Genomic DNA, 24,182 nt, shown 5'->3' on the forward strand with positions numbered 1-24,182 from the left:
AAAATTAGAGCGTTTGGCCAGACGTCAGTGTCATAATTTGCGTTAAACGCAGCCAATCTTCTTCGGTGTCTACATCTTGAATGCGATGTCTTGGTAATAATAAAGGCTTGGATTTTGGGCCGAAAATTTCCTCATCAAACCAGTTTTGCGTACTCGCCCAATAAAATTGTCCTGCGTCATGAATCGCCTCGACTAAATCTTGAGAGCGTTTAATAATGTGCTCAGGAAACATCGGCGCAAGTTCGCCGTTTTCTGTGATGTGCAAAGCGCGCTGTATGGGGAAATCAAATGTGGTGGCTGAAAAGCAAAAAGAGGTTGTTTGATTAAGCTGTGCTAAACCTTGCTGTAGATCTTCTGTTGTTAAAAGAGGGCAAGTGGCGTATATCAAGCAGGCTTCGTTTGGTGTTTTTCCTTCATTGATTAAAAACTGCAATGCGTGCTGCATCACGGGGGTTGTCCCTGTCATATGGTCGGCTAAATTAGCTGGACGTAAAAAAGGGGTTTTAGCCCCACAATCCCGAGCAATTTGAGCAATCTCAGCATCATCCGTCGATACAATAACCTCATCGAATAACCCTGAAGAAAGCGCGGTTTCAATGGAATACGCAATCAAAGGTTTGCCGTTTAATAAGCGAATATTCTTTCTTGGAATACGTTGTGATCCACCACGAGCGGGAATAATGGCAACACGATAAGTTTTATCCAGTGTTGTACTTGTTGTCGTATTGGTCGTCATGTGTTGAGTCATGCTAAGACGCCATGATCAGCGAGTGCTTGACGAAGAACGTTAACGACTCGATGTTGCTGTTCTTGCGTCAACCCGACAAATAACGGCAAACTTAGGGTGCGTTGGTAATAGTCCTCGGCAATGGGGAAATCGCCTTTTTTAAAGCCTAACGCTTGATAATAAGGTTGAGTATGCACAGGAATATAGTGAATTTGTGTGCCGATATTAGCCTGGCGTAATGCATCAAAAATGGCTTTTCGTGATGCCTTATGGTGTTTTGGTAGAAGTATCGGGAAAAGATGCAGAGAGGAATTCCTCCCATCCTTTTGAAACGGCAAGGTAATAGGAAAGTCTTTTAGAAGGTCACTGTATCGTGCGAATTGCTGATGGCGCTCAGTAATGAAATCGTCTAATCGCGATAGCTGTGATAAGCCCAATGCAGCCTGTAATTCTGTCATGCGATAGTTGAAGCCCAGTGTATGCTGTTCGTAATACCAATCGCCCGGCATTTGGGTTAACTCATCAGGTGACTTTGTTATACCTTGCTGAGAGTGTTTTTTCATGTGTTTAGCCAGTTGTTCATCGTTGGTGATCGCCATGCCACCTTCGGCAGAGGTGATGATTTTGACTGGATGAAAACTGAAAACACAGATATCACTGAATGTGCCGTTACCAACGTAATCACCTTGGTATTTCGCTCCGATTGCGTGAGAGGCATCTTCGATGATATGAAATCCATATTCTTTGGATAACTTATGAATGGCTTCCATATCACAGGATTGCCCTGCGAAATGCACCGGAATAACCACGTTAGGTAGCGTGTTATTTTGCTTTGCTTGATGAAGTCTTTCGGCCAGTTTTTCTGGGCACATATTGTAGGTTCGTGGATCAATATCGACAAAATCGACACTCGCACCGCAGTAGCGTGCGCAGTTAGCTGAAGCAATAAAGGTATTCGGCGATGTCCAAACTCTGTCGTTTTCTTTTACACCCAAGGCTAAACAGGCGAGATGTAACGCAGAGGTCGCGCTGTTGGCTGCCACGCCATAATTGGCCCCTACTTTATCAGCAATGGCTTGTTCGAATTCGCTGACACAAGGGCCTTGAGTTAAAAAGTCAGAGCGAAGCGATTTAACGACCGCGGCGATGTCGTCTTCGTTAATGGATTGGCGGCCGTAGGGAATAAAATCAGTGTGCGTCATCGAAGGTTAAAATCTCTTCAATACTTAAAAAGTGAGGGTTGCTGCCAGATTGATACTCATAACCTGCTTTAACCAATTCGCCTGTTTCGCCTAAACGACTATGACCAAAATCCATATCATCTTGATAAAATTTGATACTTGGGGAGATGACATAGTGATTTTTAAATTCATAAGTATGGAAAGAATCATCGGAAGGGCACATTACTTCGTGGAGTTTTTCTCCCGGCCGAATACCGACGTCTTTGGTTGGAAGGTGCGGCGCATATGCGGCGGCCAAATCCATAATTCTCACCGAGGGGATTTTTGGGATAAAGATTTCACCGCCGTGCATGCGTTGGAAGTTCTTGAGAACGAAATTAACGCCCATTGGTAAAGTGATCCAAAAGCGTGTCATGTCTGGATGGGTAATTGGAATAGACTCGGCGCCATCGGCGACCAATTTTTGAAAAAATGGTACAACAGAACCACGAGAACCCACCACATTGCCATAGCGCACCACGGAGAATCGTGTACGGCCTTGGCCAACCATATTGTTGGCAGCAACAAAGAGTTTATCGGAAGCGAGTTTTGTTGCTCCGTATAAGTTAATTGGAGCCGCCGCTTTGTCTGTTGATAATGCGATGACTTTTTCTACATTATTGGCTATTGCGGCCGCAATCACATTTTCAGCCCCATGAATGTTGGTTTTAATGCATTCCATCGGATTGTATTCTGCCGCAGGCACTTGTTTTAGTGCGGCGGCATGGATCACAAAATCTACATCACGCATGGCTTGTGTCAGGCGATCTTTATCACGTACATCGCCAATGAAGTAGCGCATGCATTGAGCATCAAAGTCTTGTTGCATTTCATACTGTTTGAGCTCATCACGAGAGTAAATGATGAGTCGTTTAGGTTGGTAATTGGCTAATAGAGTTTTTACATACTGACGTCCAAAAGAACCTGTACCGCCAGTAATAAGAATGCTTTTGTTGTTAAACATGTATCAATACCAAACCAAATAATAAAAGTAGAGTAAGCCCTGTGAGCATCATTGTTGTATAAAACAGTCTTCTTATTATATCGACCACTTTAGGTGAAACATTAATGAAATCAAGGATCTGTTCCTACAGGATTTGATTTATGTTGTCGTTCGAGCAATACACTCGTCGATGTGATCGTTAACCATTCCCGTTGCCTGCATAAATGCATAGCAGGTCGTGGCCCCCAGAAACTTAAAACCTCTTTTCTTTAAATCTTTCGCAAAGCGCGTGGATAGCTCAGTCACAGCAGGCACCTCGGCCAGACTGCTGACTTGGTTATCAATGATTTTGTGGTCGCTTAATGCCCAAAAATAATGACTGAAAGAACCAAATTCTTTAACGATTTTCAGAAAAGCATTGGCGTTGTTGATGGTCGCTTCTATCTTTGCTCGGTGCCGAACAATGCGTGCATCTAGGACTAATCGATCCACATCCGATTCCGTCATGTTGGCAACTTTGATCGGGTCGAAATCGTAAAAAAGTGTTCGGTAGCCCTCTCGTTTACGTAAAATGGTAATCCAGCTTAGACCCGCCTGAGCGCTTTCGAGTACAATACACTCAAAGAGTTTTTGGTCGTCATAAATAGGGATTCCCCATTCAGTATCATGATAGTGAATGTATTCGGGAGATCCTAAACACCAAGCACAACGTATATTTTCCATTAATGGCGCTCCGAGACTTATGATGATTGCCGATGGCTTTATTGCTCGGCTTTTCTGAGTTACGTAAAGCAAAATGTGGTGACCCTTGTGAATCAATCATATCAGACATGGCCCGACACGGTAGGCTGATTAGGATGAGTTAGTATGAAGTTTAAACCGACGTACAGTCAAAAAGATGTTGAAGTGTTAGAAGACGAATGCCTTTACAAAGGTTTTTTCGAAATGCGTAAACTGACCTTAAGACATAAAAAATTTAACGGAGAATGGAGTCATCCAATGACCCGTGAAATGATGGTGCGCAGTGATGCGGTGTGCGTGCTGTTGTTTGACCCTATTGCGGATAAAATATTGTTGATTGAACAGTTCCGTCCTACTGTCATGAGAAGTGACTCACCGTGGCTGCTTGAGTTGGTTGCCGGCATGGTAGAAGAAGGTGAAAGTGATGAAGAGGTCGCCCGTCGAGAATCTTTTGAAGAAGCTGGAGTGACAGTAAAGCGTCTTGAATATATGTTTAAGTTTGTTCCTTCACCAGGTGGGTTAGTAGAGTATTTGCGCATGTACGCTGGCGAGTTTGATTCAAGTCTGGTGGATGTTGATAAAATACATGGCTTAGATGACGAGAATGAAGACATTAAATTGCATTTGGTGACGTCTGACGCGGCCATCGCCTTGCTCAAACATGACGTAGAAAACGCCAGCACTATTATGGGGCTGCAGTGGTTCGCTTTAAATAAAAATGATCTTGTTACGCGTTGGTGCGCTTAAACGCATCAATCTCACTGGCTAAGATCATGAGCACCTTTTTACTTGATTTAATCTATACTGGCGCAATAAAGCGATATGAATGAACCATTGATGAGAGGCCGTAAAGTACGTCTTCGTTGTTGGTTTAGCGAAAGAATTTCAGAAGGAAATACCTGACAAAAATGACGAACGTTATGAAAAATAATCCCAGACAATATGTGCCAGATTTGGTGAGTTTACAGATGCTCGGTGAGTTGAATTATCGACGACTGGGAAAACTGATGCGTGGCCAAGAGGATATGGGGTCTTGGCACTTTTCCATTCATAGCATGGGTGATCAAGAAAGTCGTTTGAGATTAACGTTAGGCAAAGAAAGTCGTTTTACGTCTGAGGTCGCTTTAGAATTCGGCCCTGAAATTCAAAAGAAATTGTTATTCAAAACCACTTTATCGATGACAGTGCGTTTGTACCATGATGTCAGTATTGCTGAAATCACGGACGGTCATCGTCAGTACCAGGGCGCTTATCCTTATCCTAATGACGCCATGTTGCATCGGGATGAGAAATTCCGCTTAAATCAGCAATTGGCGGATCTGTTAGAGCTTTGTCTTAAACACGGACATCGACTTGATAACACCGTGTCTTTTCAGTTTGCATAATTTCTGGTTTATATGGCTTTTATTTTTTGTATAGCTTTTATTTTTTATATAGATAAACGAGAACGTTCATGACGGCTTTATTGTATATTCACGGTTTTAATAGTTCTGAGCTGTCTCATAAAGCGACGTTGTTGGGTGATGCCGCTAAACGATTTGGAGTGCCTGATACGGTAATTTCACCACGCTTGTCTTGGCAACCAACTCAGGCTATTAAACAGCTAGAGACAATCATTGAAGCAAATCAGCAACAAGGACTGACCTTAATAGGCAGTTCGCTCGGCGGTTTTTATGCCGCCTATCTTGCTGAAAAATACACTCTAAAGGCTATCTTGGTAAACCCAGCGGTACAAGCGCCCATTCTCCTAAAGGACTATCTAGGTCCTCAAACCAATCCTTATACCAATGAAGTGTATGAATTAACCCAAGCGCATATGTTGGAGTTGGAGCAATTGGTGGTAACTGAGCCTACCGCTGATTTGTATTGGTTGATGCTGCAAGAAGGCGATGAGGTTCTAGACTACCAAGAAGCCCTTAAGGCGTTTCCTCAAACCGCACGGCTGACACATGAAAAAGATGGCGATCACAGTTTTATAGAGTTTGATCGGTTTTCTAAAGAAATCCTTCATTTTGCTAAAATATTAACCGAGTAACCCCCTGCTTTTGTTGGACTATTTCACACGGTGCAAAACCAGTGATAGACTCTAGCCAATCTAATTTACACTCGCACGCACTGTAGTGCTTTGACACTATGATGCACGATCAATTTGGAAGTAAAAACACGCATGTCTGCAAAAGAATATAACGCCGGATCGATAGAAGTTCTTAGTGGCTTAGAACCCGTTCAAAAACGCCCAGGAATGTACACAGATACTTCACGGCCTAACCATCTGGGGCAAGAAGTAGTCGACAACTCGGTCGATGAGGCGTTGGCAGGCCATGCGGATCGTATAGAAGTTATCTTGTACAAAGATGGTTCATTGAGCGTGGAAGACAATGGTCGAGGCATGCCCGTCGACATTCACCCAGAAGAAGGGATATCGGGCGTTGAATTGATTCTGACTAAGCTGCATGCTGGTGGTAAATTTTCTGGCGACAACTACCAGTTCTCTGGTGGGCTGCATGGTGTGGGTGTTTCTGTTGTGAACGCCTTGTCAACTTCGTTGGAAGTGTGGGTAAGACGCAATGGTATTCAATACCATATCGGTTTTGAAAACGGCTTTAAAACATCAGAACTAAAAGAAGTTGGCACCGTTGGTAAGAAAAACACTGGTACTAAAGTAAAATTTACCGCTGACACTAAATATTTTGATACCCCTAAAATTTCTACTTCTCGCCTTAAGCATTTATTAAAAGCCAAAGCCGTGTTGTGTTCTGGCCTTCATGTGGTCTTTATAGATCAAAGTGGCAGTGAAGAAGTTCGTGATGAATGGTTCTACCAAGATGGCCTAAAAGATTATCTGGCGCTGGCTAACGAAGGCTTTGTGTTGCTTCCTGAAGCACCGTTTATTGGCGGTTCGACTGAAAAAACACAAGGTGTCGATTGGGCCGTACAGTGGTTACCAGAAGGCGGTGAGTTGGTGACTGAAAGTTATGTTAACTTGATTCCAACGGCGCAAGGCGGCACCCACGTAAATGGGCTACGAACGGGCTTGTTAGAAGCCATTCGAGAGTTTTGTGATTTTCACAGTCTGTTGCCTCGTAGCGTTAAGCTCACGGCGGAAGATGTATGGGATCGTTGTAGCTATGTGTTGTCCGCTAAAATCCAAGAGCCTCAATTTTCAGGGCAAACCAAAGAGCGTTTATCGTCTCGTCAGATTGTGGCGTTTATTTCTGCTACAGTAAAAGATGCCTTTAGTCTTTGGCTAAATAAGCACGTTGAAGACGGTAAAAAAATTGCCGACATCGTGATTAACAGTGCGCAAAAACGTCTAAAAGACAGCAAAAAAGTCGTGCGTAAACGGATTACTCAAGGCCCTGCATTACCGGGTAAATTAGCGGATTGTTCGGGACAAGATACTTCACGAAGCGAGCTGTTTCTCGTGGAAGGGGATTCTGCTGGTGGTTCTGCAAAACAGGCCCGTGAAAAAGATTTCCAAGCCATTTTGCCGCTACGAGGTAAAATATTAAATACATGGGAAGTGGATTCCAATCAAGTTCTTGGCTCTCAAGAAATTCACGACATGTCTGTTGCGATTGGTGTCGATCCTGGTGATGACGATCTAAGTGGTCTTCGTTACGGAAAAATTTGCATTCTGGCCGATGCTGACTCGGATGGCTTACACATTGCCACATTGATTTGTGCCTTATTTGTTAAACACTTCCCTGCCTTGGTCAATAACGGACACGTTTTTGTTGCCATGCCGCCTTTGTATCGAATCGACATAGGCAAAGAAGTGTATTACGCCCTAGACGACGAAGAAAAAGACATCACTCTGCATAAAATTGCCGCTGAGAACAAACGTGGTACACCGAATGTACAGCGTTTCAAAGGCTTGGGTGAAATGAATCCTTCTCAGCTACGAGAAACGACGATGGCACCAGATACGCGACGATTGATCCAATTAACAATGGAAGACAAGCCTGATACTGACGAGCTTTTAGATAAGCTGTTGTCGAAAAAGCGTGCCGGAGATCGTAAAAGCTGGCTAGAAACCTATGGTAACTTGGCGATAGTGGACTAAAAGCGAATCGGCTATTGTCCAAGCAAGCTAAAATATATGTATAGCTCAATAAAATGGAAACGAATGAATGTCTGAAGAGAAAGACGACGATATCATCAGTGAAGAAGTTCTTTACGAAAAAATTGATCACTATTTACTCACGTTTGGAACCGATCGCTCGTTGCTTTGTGTGTCCGAGTTAGATGGCTTTTTAACGGCACTTGGATGCTCTATTAAAGAATTAGAGCCTGACCTTTGGTTGAATGCCATATGGGGCGCAGATGAAGATCAACCAGTGTGGGAAAATACAGAACAAGAAGACGAATTTTTAAGCCTTGTTTTGATCATGTACATGGAAACCATGAATAGTTTGTTGTTTGGCGACTTTTACCCTGTTTACTTAGAACAAGAAGTCGATGGTGAATACACTATATTGGTTGAAGAGTGGTGTGTTGGCTTTGTCCGTGGTGCAAAATTAATCGGCATGGGATTGGGCGGCGACCGTGAATTTTTTGATGAAGTGCTTGCTCCTGTACGTCTATTTGGTACGGAGGCTGGGTGGAGCAAACTTGAAGGCATGGTTGAAGCGGAAGTCACATTTTGGCGAGAAACGCTGGAACCCTCTGTGTTGCGTTTGGTTCAGCATTATCACCCTGAAATGCAAACTGGCATCAAGAGCTCAGAAACTCGAGTGCTCCATTAATAAAACTAAGTTCTTATTATTTCTTTAAAGAATAATACTTTTTCTGTGAATTTTTAATGCAAAGCATAGACGAAAAAAACCGTGGCCTGATATCAGGTCACGGTTTTTTTAATATTAACGTTTTTAAAAAATCCTATTAACCAACGACTTTTTTGATGCTTTCACAAAGGTAGTCAATATTGTTATCACTGACGCCAGCAATGCTCATGCGACCAGTATCGGCAATGTAAATGGCGTATTCACTGCGTAGCTTACGAACTTGCTCCAGTGTTAATCCAGAATAAGAGAACATGCCTCGTTGATCTTGGATGAAACTGAAGTCTTTGCTTACGCCACTAGCCGCTAATTTCGCCACTAATTTTGCGCGTAAATCATTTATGCGATCACGCATAGCCGTTACTTCTAATTCCCATTCCGCTTTTAACGCTGGGTCGCTCATTATGGTGTAAACCACGGCGGCACCGTGGGCTGGTGGCATAGAGTAATTGGCACGAATCGCTTGACCGATAATAGAAAATGCTGCGTTTGCTTCAGGTGCAGAAGCCGCAATCACGCTTAAGCCACCACAGCGTTCACGGTAAATACCAAAGTTCTTTGAGAATGAATTTGCGATTAACATATCTTGAACATTAGCGGCCATGTGGCGCAAACCAGCAAGATCTTCGTCCAAACCATCACCGAAACCTTGGTAGGCCGCGTCAACTAAAGGCAAAAGACCACGCTTATTCACGAAATCGGTAATGATTTTCCAATGGTCAAACTGTAAGTCAATGCCTGTTGGGTTGTGGCAGCAAGCGTGTAGCAACAATACATCGCCTGCTTGAGCTTCGGCTTCAAGTATCGCCATCATGTCATCAAAGCGTAGGCCATTCGTTGCTGGGTCGTAGTAAGGGTAATATTTTACTTCCACACCGGCAGAGTCAAAAATAGACTGATGATTCCCCCATGTTGGATCACTTACCCAAAGGCGAGCGTCTTTTAGGTTCGCACTGATAAAGTCGGCAGATACTTTTAAGGCGCCAGTACCACCAGGGGTTTGTGTAGAACGAATACGCCCAGAATTAATAAGCGGGTTGCCTTCACCGAGGATCAAATCCTTGATAATACCTTCGAACTCTGTCGCGCCATAAATTCCCAAATAGCTTTTGGAATCTTCTTGTTCAAGCAAAATAGCTTCCGCTTTTTTCACACTTTTTAAAATAGGCGTGTGACCATTATCGTCTTTATAGACGCCCACACCCAAATCAATCTTCTTTGGGTTTGAATCTTGTTTATGGGCCATAATAAGGGCTAAAAGAGGGTCGCCAGAAACGGCTTTAAGATGCTTAAACATGATAAATACAGGGTCCTTGTTGTACATCACAGTGACATCACTGTGAAAAGAGTCGGCGCTTGAATAGCTTCTTTATTTTGCCTTTTTTATAGCGAAATACAATGCAAGCGTGAGTGAAAACTTCTTCATACTGTAAAGAATGAAAGACACTTTGTTTTTTCACGCTTGTTAATTGTATTTAACCCTCATAACGACCCTTTTTTGCACAACAAGAAAGCGTCTGAGATTTTTGGTTTACGTCATTAAACGAGATCAAACAGTAAGGCTTTGACGCGTTGGTCACCTATTTTATCGAATTGAATTGTTGATACGTCTTCAATTTTTGCGCCGTCACCGGGGCGTACTGTGATGCCGTCACCTAGTGATAACTCTCCTTCGATCACGTGCACATAGTAATGACGGTTGTTGTCTGCTTGCCATGTTGCTTTTAGTTCATCTTCTAGAATCAACTGAATAAGCTGCATGTCTTGTTTAATGTGCAGTGTGCCATCTTTGCCATTTGGTGTGATTATGGTGGTGAAGCCTTGTTCTTGGCTAAACGCTTTTTGTTGGTAGCCCGGTTCGCCACCCAGTTGGTTAGGTTGGATCCAGATTTGTAAAAACTTCAGCATGTCTTTTTTAGAGGCATTGAATTCGCTGTGGTAAATGCCTTTGCCGGCAGACATTAATTGATATTCGCCTGCGGGCAATTCTTTTATGTTGCCAGCGCTGTCTTTGTGGGCGATTTTACCTTCCAGAACCAAGCTTAGAATTTCCATGTCTTTGTGACCATGCGTTTCAAAACCCGCGCCTGGCGTCACTGTGTCGTCGTTGATGACGCGAAGGTGTGAGAAGCCCATGTGTTTAGGGTCATAATAGCTGCCAAAGGAAAAGGTATGGTTGCTGTTTAACCAGCCAAAGTTTGCCTTTCCACGGTCTTGAGCGTTGCGAATAGTGATCATCTTATCTCTCCTAAATTGGCCGCAGGTCACTGTGACTTGAGGTGATTAAAGTAAGTGTAGATGGCAATAAAAAGAAAGAAAATCGGAAGCTTTTGAGCTAGTATTTCAAAAAATTTGAATAAAGGTTTGTGTATGGCATACGCGGTGACATTGGAAGCATTACGAGTGTTGGAAGCAATTCACCAATTGGGCAGTTTTGCCGCTGCAGCCGACGCTCTATTTAAAGTACCATCCGCATTGACCTATACGGTGAAAAAACTCGAAGAAGATTTAGGGGTGGCCTTGTTTGATCGGTCACGCCAAAAAGCGGTATTAACACCGGCGGGCCATTTGGTGTTGGAGCAGGGTCAAGCTATTCTAGAAGCGGCAATGCGGTTAGAAGATTCTATTAAGCAGTTTGAGTCAGGATGGGAGCCAAAGCTAAGAATAGCAAGAGATACGGTTTTATTGGAGTCGCCATTAATGACGGTGGTTGGTGACTTTTTGTCTCAAAATAGACCAGTAGAAATCACGCTTTCTGAAGAAGCCGTTGGCGGTGGTTGGGATGCTTTACAAGACGGCAGAGCAGATTTGGTGATTGGCGTAACCGGCGAATTACCGAAAGGTAAAGTGCATACTCAAGCACTGGGCGCGATAGACTTTGTATTTGCCATTGCACCGACTCATCCTTTGGCCTTAGTTGAAGGGGCAATTACCGCCGTACAATTACGTCAATATCCCGCCATTGTTGTGGCAGACAGTTCAAAAAATTTGCCGGCTCGTAATATTGGTATTTTTGAAAGCCGTCAGGTACTTAGAGTCGATACCATGCGAAGCAAGATTCAAGCGCAATGTTTGGGTTTAGGTGTTGGCTATTTACCCAAGCATCGTATTGTAGATGAATTGAAATCGGGCCGTTTGGTCGTACGCCAATGTGAATTTCCAAGGCCAAACTTAATTGCTTATTTAGCGTGGCGTAAGGACAGCCCTGGTCGTGGTTTGTCGTGGTTTGTGGAGCAGCTGATTAAGCAAGATTGGCAGTTGATTCCCGTTTCAGTGTGATACTTCACCCTTTTTCGGTAATCCTTGCCATAGTATTTTAAGGAGTATGTGTGTTTTCTATCTCTCTGTCTGTACTGCCAGTTTTTTTGTTATTGGTTGCTGGCGCTGTCTGCCAGCGTTGGCGTTTTCCGATGGAAGGCTTTTGGTCTGGTGTCGATAAGCTGTCGTATTGGGTGTTGTTTCCCGCTTTGTTGTTTAATAAAACGTCACAGATTGATTTTACGAATCCGATGTTGCCTAAGTATGCGTTTATTCTTTTGTTTGCGTTGATGGTGACGGCTTTGTTTGTGTTCATTACCACTTGGTTGATGAAGGTGGTTGCATCAACGGCATCGTCTATGTTGCAAGCCGGGGTGCGCTTTAATACTTTTATCGTGTTGGCGTTGGCGGGCAGTGTGTATGGAAACGATGGCTTGGTGTTAGCGGCTTTGGGCGCGTCGGTGCTGATTCCTGCTGTGAATGTGTTTCTGGTTGTGTCTATGGTGCTGATGCATGGGCCGTCCTCTGCGGATGGTACGTCTTCAGTCTCGTTACCGCGTTTGGTCAGCGGCGCTTTGATTCGTAACCCTTTAATTGTGTCGATTCTTCTTGGCAGTGGTTTGAACCTGCTTGGTTTAACACCGATTATTTTGGTGTCGGATGTGGTGGGGATGTTGTCTCAGGCGGCGTTACCTTTGGTTTTGCTGGCGGTGGGAGCAAGTGTGCGTTTGGAAGCGATTCGTTCTGTTGGCATGACGTTTGTGATGTCTAGTATGGCGCGTTTTATCGTTTTTCCTTTGGTGATTGGCGCGATGTGCTGGTGGTTGGACGTTCGAGGTTTGCCAGCGTTGGTGGCCGTGTTATTTGGCGTGGTGCCAACGGCGACGTCGGCATACGCGCTGGCTCGTCAATTGGGCGGTGATGCAGACCGAATGGCGGCTTATATTACGATGCAAACCTTGTTGTCTGTAATGACATTGCCGCTCTGTATTTGGTTGAGCCAGTTGTATTTGGGGTAAAGGGTTTTATGTTATACGCGTATTAAAACAATACGAATAAGACATGTTAACGCTCGATTGTATAGCAATACTGATATGCAGTTTGCTGTAACTTGCATTTGAAAGGTTAGAGAATGGGCTATATTCTGGATCGCAGAGTATGTGGTAATCAGTCTTAACTGATGCGCTGCACTCAGTACAGATCACAACAAAAATAAAAGGAATCTAGTATGCAAGCTCTCTCAATTCGACCTTCGTTACCGTGGCTCGGTGCTTTCAAACGCAAAGCGATGTTGACGACTTTTTCTGTGTTACTTCCTGTTCTATCTGGCTCTGCCATGGCAGCAGATTTGACGATAGGTTTCTCGCAAATCGGTTCTGAAAGTGGTTGGCGAACCTCTGAAACCGCTTCTATTAAAGCAGAAGCAGAACGTCGTGGTTACAACCTGAAGTTCTCTGATGCTCAGCAAAAGCAAGAAAATCAAATCAAAGCGGTGCGTTCTTATATCGCCCAAGGTGTGGATGGCATTCTTTTGGCGCCAGTGGTAGAAACCGGCTGGGATCAAGTATTAAAAGAAGCGAAACGCGCTCAAATCCCGGTGGTGTTGATTGACCGAGGTGTCGCAGCGGATCCCAGTTTGTATCTAACTAAAATCGCGTCTGATTTTAAAGAAGAGGGCGCTTTGGCGGCGTCTTGGTTGGCAGCAAAAACCAACGGGCGTTGTAATATCGTCGAGCTGCAAGGATCCGTAGGTTCCTCTGCTGCGATTGATCGTAAAGCAGGGTTTGACTCTCTGATTAGTAACTTCCCCAACATGACGATTATCCGTTCTCAGTCTGGCTCGTTTACTCGTGCTGGCGGTAAAGAAGTCATGGAAAGCTTCTTGAAAGGCGAAGGTGGCGCGAAGAATATTTGTGCGCTGTTTGCTCACAATGACGATATGGCATTGGGCGCCATTTTGGCGATGAAAGAAGCCGGTATCAAACCAGTTAAAGATATTTTAGTGGTTTCAATTGATGGTGTTCCAGATATTTTCAAAGCCATGGCCGATGGCGAAGCCAATGCGACGATCGAGTTGAATCCTCATCTTGGTGGCCCTGCCTTTGACGCGATTTTAGCGTCACAAAAAGGCGCTAAAGTCGACAAGTGGGTCAAAGCAAATGGTCCACTGTACCTTCCTGATACCGCGGCGGCCGAATACGCTAAACGCAAGTAACTGAGCGACATACCTAGGGTTTATTGAATCCTAGGTATGTGCTGTTCTGTCTGTTAAGCGAACGGAGATCGTATCATGTCAAATTTCGTCGAAGGGGCGCAGTCCGTTACTCGTCCTTTGCTAAAAATCGATAACCTATCCAAATCCTTTACCGGTGTTCAAGCCCTCAGTGATGTGTCTTTGCAGATTCAATCGGGCGAAATTCGTGCTTTGCTTGGCGAAAATGGCGCTGGAAAATCCACTCTCATTAAAGTGCTTACCGGCGTTTATCCTCGTGATGGCGGAGACATTTTACTAGACGGTAAAGCGATTAGTGCTGCTGACAGTGGTCATGCACAACGCTTAGGCATCAGCACGGTTTATCAAGAAGTGAATTTAATCCCTACTATGTCTGTGATGGAAAACCTGACATTACAACATCAAGAAAAAGTCTTCGGTCTGATCAGTTGGAAGAAAGCCGAAATCCGCGCCAGAGAGTTACTAGCGCAGGTCGGTTTAGACATAGATCCATTACGCCAGCTAGATACCTATTCGATTGCGATACAGCAGTTGGTGGCGATTGCGCGGGCCTTGAGTACACAAGCCAAAATGTTGATTCTCGATGAGCCGACGGCCAGTTTAGACAGCGATGAAATCAAGCAATTGTTTGATTTGATGCGACGCCTTAAAGCAGAAGGCATGGGCATTATATTTGTCACGCATTTTTTGGATCAGGTTTACAGCATCACTGACAGCATTACCGTGTTACGCAACGGTGAGTGCATTGGTACGTTTAATACCGCGGAACTCACTCGTTCGGATCTGGTGAGTCACATGGTGGGGAAATCCTTAGAAGACCTTGCACCAAGTGCTCATGATCATTCTATTCAGCATGAGCGTAAAGCGCTTTTAGCACTAAACAACGTTGGCAAGCAGCGCTATTTACAGCCATTGAGTTTGAGCATTGCGGCAGGGGAAATTGTTGGCGTAGCAGGGTTGCTGGGTTCTGGTCGTACTGAGCTTTGCGAACTGGCTTATGGGTCGGTGAAGCCGGATCAAGGCGACGTAACGCTGGGTAAGCATTCACTTACTAAATCTTCTTTGCGTCGCGCTATTCAAGTGGGTATGGGTTATTGCCCAGAAGACCGCAAACAAGATGGCATCGTGGCGGAATTGAGCGTAAGAGAAAATATGATCCTTGCATTGCAAGCGAGCAAAGGCTGGTGGTCGCCGATTTCAATGGCCGATCAGCAACGTTTGGTTGAGGATATGATTCAACGTTTAGCCATCAAAACACCGGACATGGATAAGCCGATTGGTGAATTAAGTGGTGGCAATCAGCAAAAAGTCATTCTAGCTCGATGGTTGATTACTAATCCTGCTTTGTTGATTTTAGATGAGCCAACCCGAGGCATTGATATCGGAGCGCATCATGACATTATTCAGATTATCAAAGAGCTGTGTGAGCAAGGCATGGGCTTGCTCGTCGCGTCATCTGAACTGGAAGAATTGGTGATGTTTGCTCATCGTGTGGTGGTTATGAAAGACCATCATAAAGTGTCGGAACTTCTAGGAGAGGACATCTCTGAGCAAGCGATTCTACGCACGATTGCGAGCTAGTTTTTATCGGTAAGCACGTACTTACACTCTTTTAATCTCAATGGTTTGATCAGCAAACCATTTAAGTAGCGGTTCCTATGAAGAAGAATAATTTCCTACATAAACATCAGAAAACGCTCGCGCCTTTATTGTCGCTCGTACTGATTATTTTGGTCACCGCGTCTGTCACACCGGGCTTTCTCAAAATTACATTCGTCGATGGACACCTCTTCGGCAGCTTAGTGGATATTTTGCACCGTGGTACGCCAACGGCGTTGGTGGCATTGGGAATGGCTGTGGTGATTGCGACACGTGGCATTGATTTGTCGGTCGGGGCCGTGATCGCCATTTGCGGTGCGGTGACCGCCGTATTGACGGTGAATACGGATTGGCCTGTGTGGATCGTGATCTTATGCGCGTTAGGCACGGGGGCTTTATGCGGTTTGTGGAATGGCATTTTGGTCTCGGTGTTCAATATTCAACCGATTGTTGCGACCTTGATTCTGATGGTGGCCGGCCGTGGCATTGCGCAAATGATTACCGAAGGACAAATCGTCACTTTCCATTCAGAGGCATTGGACGCCATTGGAAATGGCTATTTTTTGGCGTTTCCGATTCGAGTTTGGATCGCGATTGGGCTGATTCTACTTACCGTTATTGTGATGCGAAAAACTGCGCTGGGGCTTTTTATCGAATCGGTTGGGGCGAATGTTCGAGCAAGTCGTTTAGTGGGTATCGAAGCGCGATTACTGGTGATGTCCGCGTATGTTTTTTCCGGTTTCTGCGCTGGTCTCAGCGGTATTATTCTTGCTGCCGACATTCGTGGTGCCGATGCGAATAATGCGGGTTTATGGTTAGAGTTGGACGCTATTTTGGCCGTGGTGTTAGCGGGGGCGTCGTTAGCGGGAGGGCGGATTTATTTGCTGCTGACGGTGGTAGGTGTGTTGATTATTCAAACCCTGACGACGGCGATTCTTACCAGTGGTTTGCCCGTTCAATATAATTTGGTGGTGAAAGCAACCATCATACTTGCGGTATTACTGATCCAATCGCCTAAAACTCGACAATGGTTATCTGGTTTGTTTCCTAAAAAAGAAGGCGACAATAAAGGGAGTGCAAAACCATGATTAACGAACGTAATTTGCCAATATTGGCGACTTTGTTGGTGTTTATTCTGTTGTATGGTTTTGGTGTGTACGAATACCGAGGCTTTCGTGACACCTTGGTGTTTACTAATTTATTAACCGATAACGCCTTTTTGATCATTACCGCGATTGGTATGACCTTCGTGATTCTGTCTGGAGGCATCGACTTGTCGGTCGGTTCGATGATCGCGTTTATCGGTGTATTGATGGCGTATATGATTTCTAGCATGGGATTACACCCTTTGTTCGCCATTGGCATCGCATTGGTTGTTGGCGTGTTTTTTGGAACGGTAATGGGCGTGATTATCGCTTTTTTCGAAATACAGGCTTTTATCGTGACCTTGGCTGGCATGTTTTTGTTCCGAGGGTTGGCGTATCTGATCAATTTGGACGCGGTGCCAATCAGTCACCCTTTTATTATGGCGTTATCGGACATTTATGTGCCATTGCCGGGACGAGGTGGTTTGACCTTTATTGCCATGGCGATGCTGGTGCTGTTGGTCATCGGCATTTTATTGGCTCGTCGAACGCGTTTCGGCATGAGTGTGTACGCCTTGGGTGGAGACACTCATTCAGCGGCGCTGCTAGGCGTGCCAGTTAGAAAAACCATCATTAAAATTTACGCATTGAGCGGATTCTACAGCGCCATGTCTGGAGTGATTTTTGCGATCTATACCGGATCTGCGTATCCCTTGGCGGCGGTTGGGGTCGAGTTGGATGCGATTGCGGCCGTGGTAATAGGCGGAACCTTACTGACAGGTGGTGTGGGGTATGTCTTTGGTACGTTTTTAGGTGCGATGATTCAAGGCATCATTCAAACGTTGATCACTTTTGATGGCTCGCTGAACAGCTGGTGGACAAAGCTGGCGGTCGGCGGATTGCTGTTGTTTTTTATCTTGTTACAAAAAGGCATTGTGGTGTGGGTGAAAAAACGCGCTGCGAGTTAGTTTTTGCTTCTTTGATATTCGAAAAACATAAAAAAACCAGTGCTTTTGGCACTGGTTTTTTGCTCTATTATTGTGCGTTTTTGCCTGATAGCAATGGTTTACGCTTCAGTTGGGTCTTTGTAGATATTCTGGTAGCAGTAGTTGGTGGCTTCAACAAAGCCGTCTACGCTGCCACAGTCAAAGCGTTTGCCTTTAAATTTGTACGCCAACACACAACCTTCTTTTGCTTGTTGCAAAATGGCGTCGGTGATTTGAACTTCACCGTTACGGCCTGCTGGCGTATTACGGATTTTGTCAAAGATATCAGGGGTTAATATGTATCGCCCGATAATGGCAAGATTCGATGGTGCTTCTTCTTTCGATGGTTTTTCTACCATGTCCGTTACACGGTAAAGGCCGTCCATCATGGATTCGCCTTTTATTACGCCGTATTTGTGAACTTCGTCTTCAGGTACTTCTTCAATTGCCACAATGGTGCAACGGAATTGGTTATAAAGTTTAACCATTTGCGCCATTACGCCATCGTCTTCACCGAAGCATAGGTCGTCTGCCAGTACAACACCAAAGGCTTCATCACCAATAAGTGGCTCGCCTGTCAGAATCGCATGACCTAGGCCTAACATGTTGTTTTGACGAGTAAAAGAGAAGTTGACGTTATCGATTAGGTAGCGAATACCATCTAGGTATTTTTCTTTGTTGGTACCAGCGATTTGGTGTTCAAGCTCATAGCTGATGTCGAAATGGTCGGCAATGGCACGTTTACCACGACCGGTAACAAAAGTAACGTTGTCCAAACCCGCTTTGACCGCTTCTTCTACTCCGTATTGAACTAAAGGTTTGTTCACGATAGGAAGCATTTCTTTGGGCATGGATTTTGTGGCAGGCAAAAAACGTGTGCCATAACCAGCAACGGGGAATAGACATTTGCGAATCATAATTTTTCCTTAAAAATGGCGTTGTTAAATGGCTGTCCTAAAATACGACATAGCCAAGCTGTTTTGGTAGATTATCTTATTATAAAACATCTCGTGTGACAGTTATTATCACCTTCGTTAACCGGTCCAATACAGGAGAGTTAAGTTTGTACCAATGCCAATAAAGTGGCAAGGCTAGGCGCTTGTTTGGCAGCAAGGATACCAGTTTCTTGCTTTTTATTTTCTCTTTAATTTGAACACTAGGAACCAAAGCACAGACTGTGCCACCCATTACCAGTTCAACAAAGCCGTGTGAAGAAGGGTACCAGTGGCTATTATTAAAATTAACACTCGTTTCCAAGCATTCATTTTGGTAACGAGGCCAAAGTTCGTCATGTTCGTCATAAATCAAAGCCGGTGACTGTAGGATGGATTCTGCACTTAGATCACCCTTCAAATACTCTTCAATAAACCCCGGCGTCGCCACTAGCTCATAATTCATATAGCCGAGAAAGACAGAATCTCCGCCTGCGACGGGCGTGCCTATTTGGCTCAAACACGCAACGACTTGCCCTGTTTGCAATAAGGCTCGAGTTTGGTTTTGATCGGCGGCCTTGATGTGCAACTTGGCGTTATCGGTCAAGGAAAATTCGCTAACAACTTGAGTGAACCAAGTGGCTAAAACGTCATTATTAACAGCAATACTAATCGGTTGGTGTGCTTGATTCCCTTCGATGGATTCTCTTAGGCCTTCTTCTAACATAGTGACCTTGTTGAAGTGAGCCAGTAATTGTTCGCCTAACGCGGTTGCCACAACGGGTCTGGCGCGGATTAATAACGGTTGTCCGCATTCTTGCTCCAGACGTTTGATGTTTTGTGACACTGCCGATTGGGTGAGGTTTAAAAATTGAGCGGCTTTGTCGAAGCTTTGAAACTTCAATACGGCGTGTAGGCTGGTGAGTGCTTTATAATCCATCATAAGAATTTACGATTGCTGTACTCGTGACATCGTTTAAAAACCTTTTATAATATTTTCTAATGCAGTTTTAGTTTTATTAATTTTAATTTATAGCCTGACTTCCGTAAGATCAAGCTCTATTTAAAAGACAGAGTTGAGACAAGGTATGTTGGCATTTGTAAGTGGTGCGATTACAGGCGGCGGTTTGATTGTGGCTGTGGGCGCACAGAACAGTTTTTTATTAGAGCAGGCGTTGAAGAGGCACTATGCGTTTCCCATTGCCTTGCTGTTTATTGTAAGTGATGCCTTATCCATTGCGCTTGGTGCGTTTGGATTAGGGTTGATTTTACAGAGTCACGACTGGCTATTATCGCTTTCTCGCTGGGCTGGGGTGGCTTTTTTGGTTTGGTTTGCCTATGGCAAATTACGAGCATCTTTTCAAGAAGAGCATTTGATTTTAGAACAGTTTAGTAAGCGTCTTGCGTTGTGGCCACTTTTTTTAATGGGCTTTGCGGTGACTTGGCTCAATCCGCACTTTTACTTAGATACTATGATCTTAATGGGCAGCTTGGCGAATCAATGGCAAGGCGCAAAATGGGAGTTCGTGTTTGGTGGTGTGTTTGCTTCTGTGGTGTGGTTCTTAACGTTGGCGTTGGTTGGAAAGCTCTGTGCTAAATGGTTAGAAAAAGAGATATTTTGGCGTTGGTTTAACCGTATTAATGCGGTTTTGGTGTTGAGTATTGCGCTTAAAATTGCAACACAACCCTTGTCATGAACAAGGATTGTGTTGGCAGATTAGATTAAGTGTCTTTCAGTAGAACGTGATTACAGTTTGATTTCCACCTCGTGGCTTTTTTCGTCTTGTGGCGTTGACGAATCGGCCTCGGTAAGCATTTCTGCCGTCGCCACGGAAGATACGGTGAGTGCCACTGGTATTTGATCCCCTTGGTCTTCGATCACCATGGCAGGCTGGTAGTTGATTCGATACAAAGCCACCATCGCTACGGATGCATTGAGCGCCGCAACAAACCAAAATAAAGCATCGAAGCGAATTGTATCCATGAGTGCCGCGGCGGCAAGCGGGCCAATCATGCCGCCGACACCATTCAGTAAGATCATACCGCTACTGGCAGAAAGAATTTGCTCAGGACGCAATTGATCGTTCATGTGAGAAGACGCCAAAGAATACATAGGGAAAGTAAATGCCCCCACAGCAAACATGCCTATCATCATTAATACTTGACTATTAAGACTGCCACCAAGCGGAACGATAAACGCTGATATAGCGCCAACAATACTCACCCAAAGAATGGTTACTCGACGGTCTTGGCGGTCCGAAAGCTTGCCTATCGGCCATTGCAGCATCATACCACCGACGTAACTGGCACCGATAAAAAGTGAGATTTCGGCGATGTTCATGCCGATGCTCTTGGCATAGAGAGCGCCTAGGCCCAGCAAGGCCCCCGAGGTCACACCCGCTATGGTTACGCCCGTAACACCGAGCGGCGCGGTTTTCACTAATCCAAGGATATTGAGTTTTTCAGGTACATTAATGGTCGGCGATGGTGTACGCACCAACAGTAATGGCACCAGCGCCAACGAGATAAGTACAGACGTCAAAATGAACAGACCATAACCACTAGGCGGAGAGAGGTTTAGCAAAAATTGACCAAGTGTTTGGCTGGCCCAAATTTCGATAATATAAATAGAAAACAAACGACCACGGGTCTTATTGGTGGCAATGTCGTTTAGCCAGCTTTCGGTGACAATAAACAAACCTGCATAACACAAACCTGTGCCCATTCGCATTAACATCCAGAACCATGGATTGACCACAACAGACTGCATAAGAATGGTGATAGAAGCCAGTGACGCAACGGCGGCAAACACCCGAATATGCCCCACATTCTTGACCCAATTCGGCACCAAAAGAGAACCGATAATAAAACCAAGATAGTAGGCGGACATGATTAAACCTGTCGCCGTGGTATTAAAGGATTCGATTGACGCACGAATACCTATCAAAGAGCTTTGCAAGGCACTGGCCATGGTTAAGATGGCAATACCAAAGAGCAGACTCCAGATGGGAAACAGGGTTTGCTTTAACATTCATTGTCCTTTTTACGCGAGTGAGCTGGTTATGTATTTTAAATAAGGTTATGTGGCAAAAGATAAACTATCTAATGGTTCAGATTGATCATTATTTCGGCAGACTATACCGATTGAATTTGTGAATGCAATCACTAATCGAGACTTAAAAAAGAGCACATTAAAACACGATTTTTAGGGTGCGATGGTGTCTCTATATCGGCGGTTAGAAAGTGTTAAATTATGGCTTAGTTTAGCGCTTTTAACCGAAGTATTATGATGAATATCAAAGTGGTTGTTTTAATTATGGTCAGTAACGTAACCAAGTGCAGGCCTTTACCGCTCGAGAAGCGCTAGAACAAAGAGATATTAAATCTACCCAACTGATGAAATGGATAGCGGTTTTTTTTGAGAAGGTGAATTTGTTGATCCACCTATGTTTGTCTCGCTCAATGATTGCATAGAATACGGTGAAAATAAAAAAGACGAACCTTTGCAGATTCGTCTTTTTGTTTTTTACGATGCGATTGGATCCGTTCTATCAGTACCGATTAAAGCGTTTCAGTATCTCGACCAAAATTTTTGCCTAAAAGTGCATGATAGAAATTGTGGTCGTTTAAAATCCCGACACACTGCTCGTTTTTTTCAAGCACAATGACATGATTTGAGTGGTAACGAATTTCTACCGCATCTCGCATGGCGATTGAGGAAGGTGTGATAAAGACAGTGTTGTCTGGCACATTTTCAATGACCATGCTTGGCGTCCAGCGCACGATAGGCATTTCGCCCTGTGGCCCTTGAACTGAGATCAGTTTCCCTTCTTTTATTTCAAGCCAAATTTTGTCATCTATTATGACTTTGTCGTCGGTACAGGCTAATTCTTTGATAGGTGTCATCAATGAGTTGCCACGTAGGACGTTTAGAGGGTTGGTGTGCGCGACAAACTTCTCAACGTATTCCGTTGCAGGGTTTAGAACAATCTGCTCAGGAGCGTCTTCTTGAATGATTCTAGCCGATTCCATGATGGCAATCTTGGTGCCGATCTTGAGTGCTTCATCCAGGTCATGACTAACGAAGATAATAGTTTTGTTGAGACGTTTTTGCAGCTCGATGAGTTCGTCTTGCAGTTGAGACCGAATAAGAGGGTCAAGCGCTGAGAAAGGCTCGTCCATTAGCAACACATCGGTGTCCATTGCAAAAGCGCGGGCTAAGCCAACACGTTGGCGCATGCCACCGGACAACTCATCTGGTTTTTTATCTGCCCATTGGTCTAGACTAACCATTTTCAGTTGTTCGCGCGCTTTAATAAGGCGTTCTGTTTTTGGCATGCCTTGCATTTCTAGACCGAAAGCAACATTTTCTAATACGGTTAGCCAAGGCATCAAGGCAAAGCTTTGAAATACCATAGAAACACGGTGAGTTCGCATATGACGCAATTTGGCTTCGTCACACTCGGCGATATCAACCATGGTGTCACCGTCTCTTACCAGACAGCGTCCACGAGCTATTTTATTCAAACCATTGACGGCGCGGAGCAGGGTGGATTTTCCTGAACCTGATAAGCCCATCAGAACACAAATTTCACCTTCGTTGACTTCAATGTTGGCGTTTTGTACACCAACGACATCACCCGTCATACCAATGATTTCATCACGAGTATGACCTTTATCCATAAGAGGGAGTGTTTGCGCCAGATTGTCACCAAAGACAATATCGACGTTTTCAATTGTTACAACAGCCATAAATTACCCCTCTTTCTTCGCTGATGGTGATTTACAAATACGGTCTAGCATGATCGCAACCAATACAATGGCGATACCCGCTTCAAAACCTTGAGAAATATTTACCGTGTTCAATGCTCTGACAACCGGCTTTCCTAGACCATCCGCTCCGACCAACGCGGCAATAACCACCATGGATAATGACAGCATGATACATTGCGTCACACCTGCCATGATGTTGGGCATTGCGGCAGGCAGTTCAACTTTGTACAACAATTTTGATTTAGTGCAACCAAACGCTAGGCCGGCTTCAATTAATTCACTCGGCACTTTGCTGACACCCAGATAGGTCAACCGTATCGGTGCGGCAATGGCAAAAATAATAGTGGAAATCAAACCAGGCACGTAACCTAAGCCGAATAGAATAAGAGTCGGGATAAGATACACAAAGGTGGGAATGGTCTGCATCAAATCCAAAATGGGGCGTAATATAGTGTATAGCCAAGGCCGATGAGCGGCCGCAATACCAATGGGTACGCCAATCAATACACTAATGGTGGTTGCTGAGACGACTAATACTAGGGTTTGAATCGTTTCTACCCAATAACCCATATTGATAATCAGTAATAGCGCCGCGGTTATAAAAGCGAGCAAACCAATGCTACGGTGTAGAAACCAAACACCGACCAAAATAATGCCGATAACGGCAAATGGGTGAAGCCATTCAATTCCGTCGACCATGGTGATGATCATGGTCTCTAAGGTAATGGAGACTAGATCGAAAAATCCGGAAGCCGCAGTAACCAGCCAGTCGACAAAGCTTTCCATCCAAGCGCCAAGAGGAATTTTATTATCCGTCAGCCAATTCATATGTGTGTTCTCCCGATAGTTCGATGATATAACCTAAGCGGTGTTAACCGCTTAGGTTATGGTGTTGTAGCAA

General features: G+C 44.5%; 23 protein-coding genes. 12 read left to right on the forward strand and 11 right to left on the reverse strand.

Annotation, left to right across the window (positions count from 1 at the left end; genetic code table 11):
- Positions 1-4: 4 nt before the first annotated feature.
- The 4 genes from pseF to MP3633_RS03750 all read right to left on the reverse strand — a co-directional run bounded on the left by pseF (position 5) and on the right by MP3633_RS03750 (position 3,613).
- A complete protein-coding gene (gene pseF / locus MP3633_RS03735) occupies positions 5-748 on the reverse strand; it encodes a pseudaminic acid cytidylyltransferase (RefSeq protein WP_244959818.1) in 744 nt (247 codons plus the stop codon).
- Positions 745-1,929: a UDP-4-amino-4,6-dideoxy-N-acetyl-beta-L-altrosamine transaminase gene (gene pseC, locus MP3633_RS03740; RefSeq protein ID WP_176334526.1), complete on the reverse strand. Its 1,185-nt coding sequence runs from the start codon at positions 1,927-1,929 to the stop codon at positions 745-747. Before pseC ends, pseF begins: the two co-directional genes overlap by 4 nt.
- On the reverse strand, positions 1,916-2,911 hold the full coding sequence (gene pseB, locus MP3633_RS03745) for a UDP-N-acetylglucosamine 4,6-dehydratase (inverting) (RefSeq protein WP_112136987.1): 996 nt from the start codon (positions 2,909-2,911) through the stop codon (positions 1,916-1,918). The genes pseC and pseB overlap by 14 nt, the downstream gene beginning before the upstream one ends.
- A gap of 138 nt (positions 2,912-3,049) precedes the next feature.
- Positions 3,050-3,613 carry a DNA-3-methyladenine glycosylase I gene (locus MP3633_RS03750; RefSeq protein ID WP_176334527.1) on the reverse strand — a complete coding sequence of 188 codons (564 nt, stop codon included), beginning with the start codon at positions 3,611-3,613 and terminating at the stop codon, positions 3,050-3,052.
- Between the two features lie 144 nt (positions 3,614-3,757).
- Here MP3633_RS03750 and MP3633_RS03755 point away from each other — a divergent pair, with 144 nt between their 5' ends.
- The 5 genes from MP3633_RS03755 (at position 3,758) to MP3633_RS03775 (ending at position 8,379) form a co-directional block, all read left to right on the forward strand.
- Positions 3,758-4,378 (forward strand): NUDIX domain-containing protein, encoded by a 621-nt coding sequence (locus MP3633_RS03755; RefSeq protein WP_176334528.1) that lies wholly within the window; start codon positions 3,758-3,760, stop codon positions 4,376-4,378.
- Positions 4,379-4,551: 173 nt separating this feature from the next.
- Entirely contained in the window at positions 4,552-5,016 is a 465-nt protein-coding gene (locus tag MP3633_RS03760) for a DUF1249 domain-containing protein (protein WP_244959820.1), read from the forward strand.
- A 68-nt stretch (positions 5,017-5,084) separates the two neighbouring features.
- Positions 5,085-5,666, forward strand: a complete 582-nt coding sequence (locus MP3633_RS03765) for a YqiA/YcfP family alpha/beta fold hydrolase (RefSeq protein WP_176334530.1) — start codon at positions 5,085-5,087, stop codon at positions 5,664-5,666.
- A gap of 132 nt (positions 5,667-5,798) precedes the next feature.
- The gene (parE, locus tag MP3633_RS03770; RefSeq protein WP_176334531.1) at positions 5,799-7,697 is read left to right on the forward strand and encodes a DNA topoisomerase IV subunit B; all 1,899 of its coding nucleotides are present in this window, start codon (positions 5,799-5,801) and stop codon (positions 7,695-7,697) included.
- 67 nt (positions 7,698-7,764) lie between these two features.
- The gene (locus MP3633_RS03775) at positions 7,765-8,379 is read left to right on the forward strand and encodes a UPF0149 family protein (RefSeq protein WP_176334532.1); all 615 of its coding nucleotides are present in this window, start codon (positions 7,765-7,767) and stop codon (positions 8,377-8,379) included.
- Between the two features lie 136 nt (positions 8,380-8,515).
- Here the strand turns inward: MP3633_RS03775 and MP3633_RS03780 are convergent, their stop codons facing one another.
- Together MP3633_RS03780 and MP3633_RS03785 are read right to left on the reverse strand one after the other, a co-directional pair.
- Entirely contained in the window at positions 8,516-9,712 is a 1,197-nt protein-coding gene (locus MP3633_RS03780) for an amino acid aminotransferase (RefSeq protein WP_176334533.1), read from the reverse strand.
- A 242-nt stretch (positions 9,713-9,954) separates the two neighbouring features.
- Positions 9,955-10,653, reverse strand: a complete 699-nt coding sequence (locus tag MP3633_RS03785; protein WP_176334534.1) for a pirin family protein — start codon at positions 10,651-10,653, stop codon at positions 9,955-9,957.
- A gap of 132 nt (positions 10,654-10,785) precedes the next feature.
- Here MP3633_RS03785 and MP3633_RS03790 point away from each other — a divergent pair, with 132 nt between their 5' ends.
- The 6 genes from MP3633_RS03790 (at position 10,786) to yjfF (ending at position 17,558) form a co-directional block, all read left to right on the forward strand.
- Positions 10,786-11,694, forward strand: coding sequence for a LysR family transcriptional regulator (locus MP3633_RS03790; protein WP_176334535.1), 909 nt, complete (start codon positions 10,786-10,788; stop codon positions 11,692-11,694).
- A gap of 50 nt (positions 11,695-11,744) precedes the next feature.
- Positions 11,745-12,692, forward strand: a complete 948-nt coding sequence (locus MP3633_RS03795) for an AEC family transporter (protein WP_176334536.1) — start codon at positions 11,745-11,747, stop codon at positions 12,690-12,692.
- Positions 12,693-12,901: 209 nt separating this feature from the next.
- On the forward strand, positions 12,902-13,888 hold the full coding sequence (locus MP3633_RS03800) for an ABC transporter substrate-binding protein (RefSeq protein ID WP_280526400.1): 987 nt from the start codon (positions 12,902-12,904) through the stop codon (positions 13,886-13,888).
- Between the two features lie 75 nt (positions 13,889-13,963).
- Complete coding sequence (locus MP3633_RS03805) at positions 13,964-15,487, forward strand: sugar ABC transporter ATP-binding protein (protein ID WP_176334537.1); 1,524 nt, start codon at positions 13,964-13,966, stop codon at positions 15,485-15,487.
- Between the two features lie 77 nt (positions 15,488-15,564).
- Positions 15,565-16,593 (forward strand): ABC transporter permease, encoded by a 1,029-nt coding sequence (locus tag MP3633_RS03810; RefSeq protein WP_176334538.1) that lies wholly within the window; start codon positions 15,565-15,567, stop codon positions 16,591-16,593.
- The gene (gene yjfF / locus MP3633_RS03815) at positions 16,590-17,558 is read left to right on the forward strand and encodes a galactofuranose ABC transporter, permease protein YjfF (protein ID WP_176334539.1); all 969 of its coding nucleotides are present in this window, start codon (positions 16,590-16,592) and stop codon (positions 17,556-17,558) included. The genes MP3633_RS03810 and yjfF overlap by 4 nt, the downstream gene beginning before the upstream one ends.
- Before the next feature lie 98 nt (positions 17,559-17,656).
- Here yjfF and galU read toward each other — a convergent pair whose 3' ends face one another.
- Both galU and MP3633_RS03825 read right to left on the reverse strand, forming a co-directional pair.
- A complete protein-coding gene (gene galU, locus MP3633_RS03820; protein WP_176334540.1) occupies positions 17,657-18,493 on the reverse strand; it encodes a UTP--glucose-1-phosphate uridylyltransferase GalU in 837 nt (278 codons plus the stop codon).
- Positions 18,494-18,572: 79 nt separating this feature from the next.
- On the reverse strand, positions 18,573-19,451 hold the full coding sequence (locus MP3633_RS03825) for an ArgP/LysG family DNA-binding transcriptional regulator (RefSeq protein WP_176334541.1): 879 nt from the start codon (positions 19,449-19,451) through the stop codon (positions 18,573-18,575).
- Between the two features lie 145 nt (positions 19,452-19,596).
- Here MP3633_RS03825 and MP3633_RS03830 point away from each other — a divergent pair, with 145 nt between their 5' ends.
- Positions 19,597-20,205 (forward strand): LysE/ArgO family amino acid transporter, encoded by a 609-nt coding sequence (locus tag MP3633_RS03830; protein WP_176334542.1) that lies wholly within the window; start codon positions 19,597-19,599, stop codon positions 20,203-20,205.
- A 50-nt stretch (positions 20,206-20,255) separates the two neighbouring features.
- Here the strand turns inward: MP3633_RS03830 and MP3633_RS03835 are convergent, their stop codons facing one another.
- From MP3633_RS03835 to choW, 3 genes are all read right to left on the reverse strand, one after another.
- Positions 20,256-21,539, reverse strand: a complete 1,284-nt coding sequence (locus MP3633_RS03835; protein WP_112137059.1) for an MFS transporter — start codon at positions 21,537-21,539, stop codon at positions 20,256-20,258.
- 530 nt (positions 21,540-22,069) lie between these two features.
- On the reverse strand, positions 22,070-23,260 hold the full coding sequence (gene choV / locus MP3633_RS03840) for a choline ABC transporter ATP-binding protein (protein ID WP_176334543.1): 1,191 nt from the start codon (positions 23,258-23,260) through the stop codon (positions 22,070-22,072).
- A gap of 3 nt (positions 23,261-23,263) precedes the next feature.
- Complete coding sequence (gene choW, locus MP3633_RS03845; RefSeq protein WP_112137063.1) at positions 23,264-24,109, reverse strand: choline ABC transporter permease subunit; 846 nt, start codon at positions 24,107-24,109, stop codon at positions 23,264-23,266.
- Between the last annotated feature and the right edge of the window lie 73 nt (positions 24,110-24,182).

The organism is Marinomonas primoryensis, assembly GCF_013372285.1.
Lineage (GTDB): Bacteria > Pseudomonadota > Gammaproteobacteria > Pseudomonadales > Marinomonadaceae > Marinomonas > Marinomonas primoryensis.